Origin of the sequence: Acinetobacter sp. YH01020 (assembly GCF_013420275.1) — a bacterium.
Lineage (GTDB): Bacteria > Pseudomonadota > Gammaproteobacteria > Pseudomonadales > Moraxellaceae > Acinetobacter > Acinetobacter amyesii.
In genome coordinates this window covers 34,451-42,466 of the sequence record NZ_VOYN01000030.1, presented here as the reverse complement: position 1 = coordinate 42,466, position 8,016 = coordinate 34,451, and the positions used below count along the sequence as shown (strand labels likewise).

At 40.7% G+C, this 8,016-nt stretch carries 9 protein-coding genes; 4 read left to right on the top strand and 5 right to left on the bottom strand.

Annotated features, from left to right (window positions below):
• The first annotated feature begins 299 nt into the window (after positions 1-299).
• A complete protein-coding gene (locus FTT85_RS11905) occupies positions 300-644 on the top strand; it encodes a hypothetical protein (protein ID WP_228157220.1) in 345 nt (114 codons plus the stop codon).
• Between the two features lie 129 nt (positions 645-773).
• Here FTT85_RS11905 and FTT85_RS11900 read toward each other — a convergent pair whose 3' ends face one another.
• The gene (locus FTT85_RS11900; RefSeq protein ID WP_078189529.1) at positions 774-1,112 is read right to left on the bottom strand and encodes a DMT family protein; all 339 of its coding nucleotides are present in this window, start codon (positions 1,110-1,112) and stop codon (positions 774-776) included.
• 274 nt (positions 1,113-1,386) lie between these two features.
• Between FTT85_RS11900 and mpl the strand changes: the two genes are divergently transcribed.
• A complete protein-coding gene (gene mpl / locus FTT85_RS11895; protein WP_180022934.1) occupies positions 1,387-2,751 on the top strand; it encodes a UDP-N-acetylmuramate:L-alanyl-gamma-D-glutamyl-meso-diaminopimelate ligase in 1,365 nt (454 codons plus the stop codon).
• A 60-nt stretch (positions 2,752-2,811) separates the two neighbouring features.
• Here mpl and FTT85_RS11890 read toward each other — a convergent pair whose 3' ends face one another.
• The 3 genes from FTT85_RS11890 to FTT85_RS11880 all read right to left on the bottom strand — a co-directional run bounded on the left by FTT85_RS11890 (position 2,812) and on the right by FTT85_RS11880 (position 4,822).
• Positions 2,812-3,282 (bottom strand): BLUF domain-containing protein, encoded by a 471-nt coding sequence (locus FTT85_RS11890; RefSeq protein ID WP_180050952.1) that lies wholly within the window; start codon positions 3,280-3,282, stop codon positions 2,812-2,814.
• A gap of 601 nt (positions 3,283-3,883) precedes the next feature.
• Positions 3,884-4,210, bottom strand: a complete 327-nt coding sequence (locus FTT85_RS11885; protein WP_257225408.1) for a GNAT family N-acetyltransferase — start codon at positions 4,208-4,210, stop codon at positions 3,884-3,886.
• 306 nt (positions 4,211-4,516) lie between these two features.
• A complete protein-coding gene (locus FTT85_RS11880; RefSeq protein ID WP_347269446.1) occupies positions 4,517-4,822 on the bottom strand; it encodes a GNAT family N-acetyltransferase in 306 nt (101 codons plus the stop codon).
• Between the two features lie 132 nt (positions 4,823-4,954).
• On the opposite strand from FTT85_RS11880, the gene FTT85_RS11875 reads away from it, so the two are divergent.
• Both FTT85_RS11875 and FTT85_RS11870 read left to right on the top strand, forming a co-directional pair.
• Entirely contained in the window at positions 4,955-6,148 is a 1,194-nt protein-coding gene (locus FTT85_RS11875) for a sugar transporter (RefSeq protein ID WP_180183618.1), read from the top strand.
• A gap of 302 nt (positions 6,149-6,450) precedes the next feature.
• Entirely contained in the window at positions 6,451-7,416 is a 966-nt protein-coding gene (locus tag FTT85_RS11870) for a TerC family protein (protein ID WP_180183617.1), read from the top strand.
• A 64-nt stretch (positions 7,417-7,480) separates the two neighbouring features.
• Here FTT85_RS11870 and FTT85_RS11865 read toward each other — a convergent pair whose 3' ends face one another.
• The gene (locus FTT85_RS11865) at positions 7,481-7,792 is read right to left on the bottom strand and encodes a nucleotidyltransferase family protein (protein WP_180005554.1); all 312 of its coding nucleotides are present in this window, start codon (positions 7,790-7,792) and stop codon (positions 7,481-7,483) included.
• Between the last annotated feature and the right edge of the window lie 224 nt (positions 7,793-8,016).

Below are 8,016 nucleotides of genomic sequence, written 5' to 3'. Positions count from 1 at the left end.
CTGATGCTAGTTGGTCTAACACCTTGCAATGTTTGTCTTTTATACGTAATTTAAGGGTTTTCATGTACTTATATTAACAATCAAAACTCAAGGAAAATAGTCCTTAGTTAAATCAAACGACACTTCAGGTCGTGTCGCTTATATCTCTGACCTGAAGGACAGAGTTTTAAGCTCCATTTGATAAAATTTAACGGTTGTCTTTAAAGAGAAAACTCCATAATATTTTTATAAAATTATTTTTATTTTTTTCAATTTTATAAAAACTTTTATTAAATCAATATTTATAAGACACTTTAAAGATGAAACAGATCTTCATCCTGCTCACTTTAGCCTTAAGCTCTCAGAGTTTTGCCCAACTGGTTCAACTCAATACCAGCCAATTTGAAATAGAATTTAACCTCTTACAGAAACAAAAAGGCTATAACAGCCAGATTAAGAGTAATGGCTACATCCACGAAAAATTTTTAGTCACTGGCAAATCGATCATTGATGAACGTGAGTCGTTCAAGATGACAGGCTATTACAAAGCAGATGATGGCCGTGATAACATGTATTCAATTTCAGAATATCGTGTGTATTGTGATGACCAAAGCTTTGGTTTTGCACTCATGGACTTTGAAGCAGACGGTCAAAGACTGTACTAACCAATGAGAGTGATTATGCCTTTGACTATGAAGATCCCACTCCACGAGACCGTGAGTTTAGTAAAGTCCTCAAAAATGCCTGCAAACACGCCTCACTTAAATGATCAGAGCCATGCAGCATTGGATCAGTTAAGCACTGCGAAACACGAAATAGACACATCCAAAAAGGCATAAACCTGCCCACAAATAGTCCAACTTAAAGGGTTGTTTAAAAAGGAAAATCATAAATGGAACGAAGACCAATAGCGTCACGACTTCTTGTGTGATTTTCATTTGACCCAAAGACCACCCATGTTTGGCCAACAGTCGCGTTGCTGGGATCATAAAACTATATTCGAGTAATGCTATAGCCCATCCAAATAAAATCGCTTGCCAGAGCGGCGCATCATGTAGAAATTTCAGATGTCCATACCAGGCCAAAGTCATAAAACAGTTGGAGATAATCAATAAAAATAGGGCAAGTGACATAAGCAATCAAGATCGCAAAAAATTGCGCTTATTGTACGTTTTTCATCATGATTTCGCGCCTATTTTCCGTGTTTTTATCCTCAAGAAAATTGCGTACATTTGATCAGTTACGTGCTCAATCTTTTTGCACGATCTCATACAAAAAAATCTATCTTTTCGCTAAGACCCTTGCTATGGTTGCTCTCAAATGAAATTAACCTTTTCAACCAAATCTATAATGACAACACCACAATAACAAAGTGATGTGTCGATAAAAGCAGTGGAGTTAGAACGAATGCATCTGCATATCTTGGGTATTTGTGGCACCTTTATGGGTTCATTGGCGCTCTTGGCGCGTGATTTAGGACATAAGGTGACGGGTTCAGACCAAAACGTTTACCCACCAATGTCTACCCAATTGGAAAATGCAGGCATTACCTTAATGCAAGGCTATGACCGTAGCCACCTTCAACCACACCCAGATCTCGTGATTGTCGGCAATGCAATGAAACGTGGCATTGATGCAGTGGAATACATGCTGAACGAAGGCCTGCCTTATATTTCTGGCCCACAGTTCCTTGCAGACCACGTGCTACAAGGTAAACATGTCTTAGGTGTTGCAGGCACCCATGGTAAAACGACAACAACGACCATGCTCGCTTGGGTCCTCGATCAAGCAGGTTTAGAACCAGGCTTTTTGATTGGCGGTGTGCCATTGGGTTTCACTGAGAGTGCACGTTTAGGCGGTGGAAAATACTTCTGTGTAGAAGCCGATGAATACGATTCTGCATTCTTCGACAAACGTTCGAAGTTCGTGCATTATCATCCAAAAACTGCGATTTTAAATAACCTTGAATTTGACCATGCCGATATCTTCGACAACTTGGCGGCGATTCAAAAACAATTCCATCATCTAGTGCGTACTATTCCAAGTGAAGGCCGTATCATTGCGCCCATCACAGAGACAAATATTGATGAAGTCTTGGAAATGGGCTGCTGGACACCTGTAGTGCGTACATCTTTAGATGCCAATGAAAAGTCTGAACTGTACGCAGAACAACTATCGAACGATGGTTCTCACTTCAAAGTATTACAACACGGTGTGGTAAAAGGCGAAGTCAAATGGAATATGACTGGGCAACACAGTGTAGCCAATGCTTTGGCAACCATTGCTGCGGCTGAACATGTCGGTGTTTCGATTGAAACGGCGTGCGAAGCACTTTCAAACTTTGGCGGTGTAAAACGTCGTATGGAGCTTTTGGGCACAATCCGTGGCATTGAAGTGTATGACGACTTTGCACATCACCCAACGGCGATTGATACCACGTTAGAAGGTGCGCGTAAGCGTCTGGGTCAACGTAAGCTTTGGGCGGTAATCGAACCACGTTCTAACACCATGCGCATGGGTAGCCATAAAGATGGCCTTGCACATTCTGCACGCTTAGCGGATGAAGTGATTTGGTATCAACCTGAAGGTTTGGATTGGGATCTACAGCCTGTGATTGAAGCTGCTACGAATAAAGCTGTGGTGGCTCGTTCACTGGATGACATCATTCAAACCATCGTAAGCGAGGCAGGCGAGGGCGATGCTGTGGTGATTATGTCGAATGGCGGTTTTGGTGGTTTACATCAGAAGTTGATCAGTGCATTAAAAGCCTAAACCCACTAGATAAAATAAAAAAAAGCCCGCTGCGCGGGCTTTTTTTTATTCACACTCAGCTTAAAAATAATGCTGATAGCCTCGGTTTTTATAGCCTAAATCCAGCTTAACCGGCTGTTCAACATTCTCTAATCTTAACAATGTCGTTAAAAACGCCTGAATTTGTTCTAGATTGAGCACGTCGGGTTGAAAGCTTGAATATCCAAAGCGCTGAAACAAACTAGCAATTTCACTATGTCGGTTGACATATTTCATCGACCATTTTGAAAAATCGATTTGATCAATATTTTGATCAGGATAACGCACAATATCCCTATGGCGAGTATCTTTCGCAATATGCTGAAAAAGCTGTTCGAGAGCCGCTTGCTCACCTTGCAGGCATTGGAAGAACCGGCCTTCGGCATAGTACAGCACGCCAAAAATACGCTGTTCGTTATTGAAGCTGCGGGCTCTTACCAAAATATCACTTAAATCTTGTATTAAATCAAATTGTTGTTCTACACGTGTACTGGCATAACAGAGTTGTATCATTGTGTTTATTCTTAAAGTATTTGCACGATTTTAACGTAGAAAGCGCTACAGGATGAGTAAATATTTGTATATTTTTTAATCAAATGTGCTTTTTAACTTACAACACAAAACCAAGATCACGTATACCGATATCACCTTCATTTTTTTAAACTTATACATATTAAAACAATGAAATTATTTCCATTTGAAGATGAATAAAGAGGCCGACCATGCTTAAAAATTTACTCATTTTTTTATCGATCACTTGTGTATATTTTGCTGCCTTGATCATACTGAATAATTTTGGCGTTTCAGATTTTTTTAATGTCGTTATTTGCTCATTTATTTTAGGAATAACACTGCGCACCGTGATTCCTCACTATCTTATTTATTTACTAATGATGATGACCATTGGCAGTATTTATTTCGTGCTGAATGATTTTGCTTTATTAAATATCATGTGTTTAAGCTTGGTTTTAGGAATATTGATCTGCTCGATTTTGTTACAATTGTGGCCACATATCGTCAAAACACCATCAACGGTGTTGAAACTCAAGCTCAATTGAGCACAAAGCAGTTTTTAAATTTTCATACTGATAAAACGCCCGCATCGCGGGCTTTTTTAGGCTTGAACATCGGCTAATGTCTTGTCTCGGCGAAACATCACCTCTACATAAGAACAGGTTGGAATAATTATTAAGTGTTTCTCACGAGCGAATTCCACCAAATGATCCAATAGTACACGAGCAACCCCTTGCCCACGTAAGGAATCATCTACCCACGTGTGATTTGCCACAATGGTATGTTCATCACGCCATAGATAACTCATTTCTGCAAGGCGTACACCCTCAGCATTTAACTGAAAAAATTCACCTTTTTGACCATTATCTTGATGTTGCATAGTCACTGTTTTTTCTTCCTTTTTATGAAAAAATACACCGTGTAACAAACGAGAAAGTGATTGGTACAGAACTTAAACGACCTATATTCAACTGTAGGTGATAATAAATCCGTACACCTTTCACATTAATTAAAAAACAATTAAATCACATTTGCCGGATATTTTTATTATGGACCTTTATATCATCGCCATCTTTGTATTACTGATTGCTGCAGCATGCTTGGTTGTATCGCTGTATAAATCACGATCTTAATTCAACTTCACAACTAGATTTCAAATAAAAACAGCCTGATTGCAATACCATCAGGCTGTTTTTATTTATCCAAATGATTAATCCACATCACGCTGAACAATTTAGCGTAGAACATCACGAATCGATTCATCTTTATCAAATACAGATTTTGCAAAAGGGCAGAGTGGAATAATTTTCACGTTCTTTTCCCGAGCAAAATTCACTGCTGCATCGAGGAGATGTCGTCCAACACCTTGGCCTCGCAAGCTATCACTGACATCGGTATGATCAATAATAAATTTATCATCGCCTGCCCATGAGTAAGTCATCTCTGCCAAACGCTCCCCATCTTGCTCAACAAAGAAAGCTCCTTTTTTTTGATCATCATCTTGTTGTACAAACATCTTAAATTTCCTCCATTTTTTTATAAATTGGCATGTAATGCAGGTCAACTCTGTTGTTTTTGTATTAATTTAAACCGCATGTACAGGGCTTAAATCGGTTCCTGCTTGTGTATAGAGCATAGTAAAATATGCCACTTTTTTTATTTGAAGACACTCATGTCTGCCTCTCCCTCCGAAACGGCTTCTTCTGGCTCTTGGACGGCTGTGATTGCTTTGGCTTTCGCAGCATTTATTTTTAATACCACTGAATTTGTACCTGTCGCATTGCTCAGCGATATTGGCAAAACCTTTAATTTAGCCGCGACCGATGTCGGCATCATGATTACGCTCTATGCATGGGTGGTTGCGCCGATTTCTTTGCCGATCATGTTATTGACCAAAAATATTGAACGTCGCTCGCTCCTGATTTGCTTATTTATGGTGTTTATTGTCAGCCATATTCTGTCGTATTTCGCATGGAGCTTTAATACTTTATTGCTCAGTCGAATTGGCATTGCTTTCTCGCATGCACTTTTTTGGTCCATTACTACGTCGCTGGCAGTTCGTGTTGCGCCGAAAGGCAAAGAATTTCAGGCCTTGGGTCTTTTGGCCACAGGCACAGCTTTGGCAATGGTTCTCGGTATTCCGTTTGGGCGGATGGTTGGAGAAGCCTATGGTTGGCGAAATACCTTTGCTCTGATTGGCATTGGCGCCAGTATCGTTTGCCTGATTTTAGCCAAAACGCTGCCAATACTGCCGAGTTTGAACTCTGGCTCGCTGAGCAGCCTAAAACAGTTTATTCGCCGTCCAAGCTTAATGATGGTCTTTGCATTAACCATTATCGTCATTAGCGCGCAATTTACCGCATATAGCTATATCGAACCGTTCTCACTCAACATTGCTGCATTCAGTTCCATGCAAACCACCACGTTGCTATTAATCTTTGGTGCAGCAGGCTTTCTAGGTTCTTATCTGTTCGGGAAATTTGGTGGAAAATATCCTAAAGTTACGATTCCTTTGAGTACAGCCACACTGGCTTTATCCATGCTGCTGTTGCTTCCTGTTTCTTTGAGCTTTGCAGGTGTAAGTGCAGTGTGCTTATTGTGGGGCATGAGTATCATTGGATTTAGTCTCGCATTACAGTCAAAGACACTACATCTCGCATCCGACGCCACCGATGTCGCCATGGCTATCTATTCAGGACTTTATAATGTCGGGATTGGCGGTGGTGCACTCTTGGGCGGTATCGTCAGCGTTCATTTCGGTTTGAGTTATATTGGTGTGATCGGAGGAATCATCGCCGTGATCGGCACACTTTTAGCCTTAGCGTTAGTACACCGTGGTGATTTTAACCCTCCTGTGGCACATTAAATGAATTCACAAATTGCCGATTGCACTTTGTACTAAAAACTGTCATGCTTTGCCGCATATTTGGACAGTGTCCAAAACAAAATTTGAACAAGGGGAGTAGCCTCCTCCAAACGTAAACCTTGTTTTACGTGTCAGAATATCGTCATTACACTTTGCAAAAAGTCGGTATCTGAGCATCGCTGCTGCAAATCATTACAGTACGATGTAGGCAAGACCTTGATCATGTTGTCTCAGGCGTTTTATTTCGTCTGGCAACTGGTCGAGGTTTTTTTATGGCTGGTTGTTAGATGTGGAGAATACACATGGAAACGATTGGCTCATTATGGCTATATCTGGCATTTTTCGGTTTAGTCACCATCATGCTACTCATCGACTTTTTAGGCTTTAAAAATAACAAAGGCCAAAAAATCAAAGTCAAAACCGCTGCCTATTGGAGTATTGCATGGGTCTCTGTGGCTACCTTATTCGGTGGTGCACTGTGGCTCTACTTACAGCAAACCGCTGGTGTCGCTGTTGCAAACACCAAAGTCATGGAATATTTCGCTGGTTATCTGCTCGAAAAATCACTCGCAATTGATAACGTTTTTGTCTGGCTCATGATCTTTGCTGCCTTTGCCATTCCACCTGCTTTGCAGCGTAAACTGTTACTCTACGGTGTCCTTGGTGCAATTGTGCTGCGTACCATCTTTATTTTTATTGGGGCATGGTTCGTTCAAGAATTCTCTTGGGTGCTGTACTTCTTCGGTGCGTTCTTGGTGTATACCGGCTTTAAATTCCTTAAGGGTTCAGACGAAGACGACAAAGATATCGAAGATATGGCAATTTTGAAGTGGCTACGTAAACACATGCGTATTACCCCTCAAATGCATGAAGATAAATTCTTCGTTCGTCAAAATGGTGTCTTGTGGGCAACGCCGCTCTTTTTAGTGTTGATCTTGGTTGAAGCATCGGACGTGATTTTTGCGGTGGACTCAATCCCAGCAATCTTTGCGGTTACCTCTGACCCGTTCATTGTACTGACGGCAAACTTGATGGCGATTTTGGGTCTACGTGCTATGTTCTTCCTCTTGTCTGGTGCTGCATCGAAAATGCATTACTTACCGTATGGTCTGGGCATTATCCTCGTGTTTATTGGCGCTAAAATGCTGTTGCTCGATGTGTTCCACATGCCAATTTGGATTTCACTCGGCTTTATTGTAGTGACCTTAGCCATCACTGCGTGGTTATCGATCCGACACAGCAAGAAGTACCATGAAACCACACTATAAAACGCTTAGATAAATAAAAGCCTTCTTTTCGAGAAGGCTTTTTATTCTGACACGAAGCCATGAACTAAGCTTTAGGCGTCATCAAGAGTTTGAGTTTCGGCCAGCGTTGTAAAAATTTTTTTTGCTGCACACGCTGCAAAAAAGTCGCCTGACTGACTAAACGTGGGTTCCAGCGGACATTTAACTCAAATAAATCATCTAAACCCAAAGGAGCAATCAGCTGTATTTGTTGTTGATGTCGCTGTGACCAAATCAAATTACGAACCACGCCTGCAGCCAAATAAGCCTGTGTATCTATGGCATACAGGGCATGTAAAATCTGCATGATGCCTTGATGCTGAAATAGGTCATGTTTTAATTGGTCTGAATAGCTCATGTTCACTAAAGGGTTCATTATCGTTTTTTAAAGGGCGCTCTTGAGATCAATATAGCAAGCGTTGCGACTCATGGTCTTTATTCATTCATCGATGCAATGTATACAGCTCAATGCTTTTGTATTATTCAAATCAAATACAATGAACAAAAAAACAGAATCACTTATAAACAACTGTTCTATTTTTTAGAACACATTTTCACAAATACTCTAACGGTATTTTGAAC

Coding starts and splice junctions, on each gene's coding strand:
- FTT85_RS11905 (WP_228157220.1), top strand. CDS start 300: ATGAAACAGATCTTCATCCTGCTCACTTTAGCCTTAAGCTCTCAGAGT.
- FTT85_RS11900 (WP_078189529.1), bottom strand. CDS start 1,112: ATGTCACTTGCCCTATTTTTATTGATTATCTCCAACTGTTTTATGACT.
- mpl (WP_180022934.1), top strand. CDS start 1,387: ATGCATCTGCATATCTTGGGTATTTGTGGCACCTTTATGGGTTCATTG.
- FTT85_RS11890 (WP_180050952.1), bottom strand. CDS start 3,282: ATGATACAACTCTGTTATGCCAGTACACGTGTAGAACAACAATTTGAT.
- FTT85_RS11875 (WP_180183618.1), top strand. CDS start 4,955: ATGTCTGCCTCTCCCTCCGAAACGGCTTCTTCTGGCTCTTGGACGGCT.
- FTT85_RS11870 (WP_180183617.1), top strand. CDS start 6,451: ATGGAAACGATTGGCTCATTATGGCTATATCTGGCATTTTTCGGTTTA.
- FTT85_RS11865 (WP_180005554.1), bottom strand. CDS start 7,792: ATGAGCTATTCAGACCAATTAAAACATGACCTATTTCAGCATCAAGGC.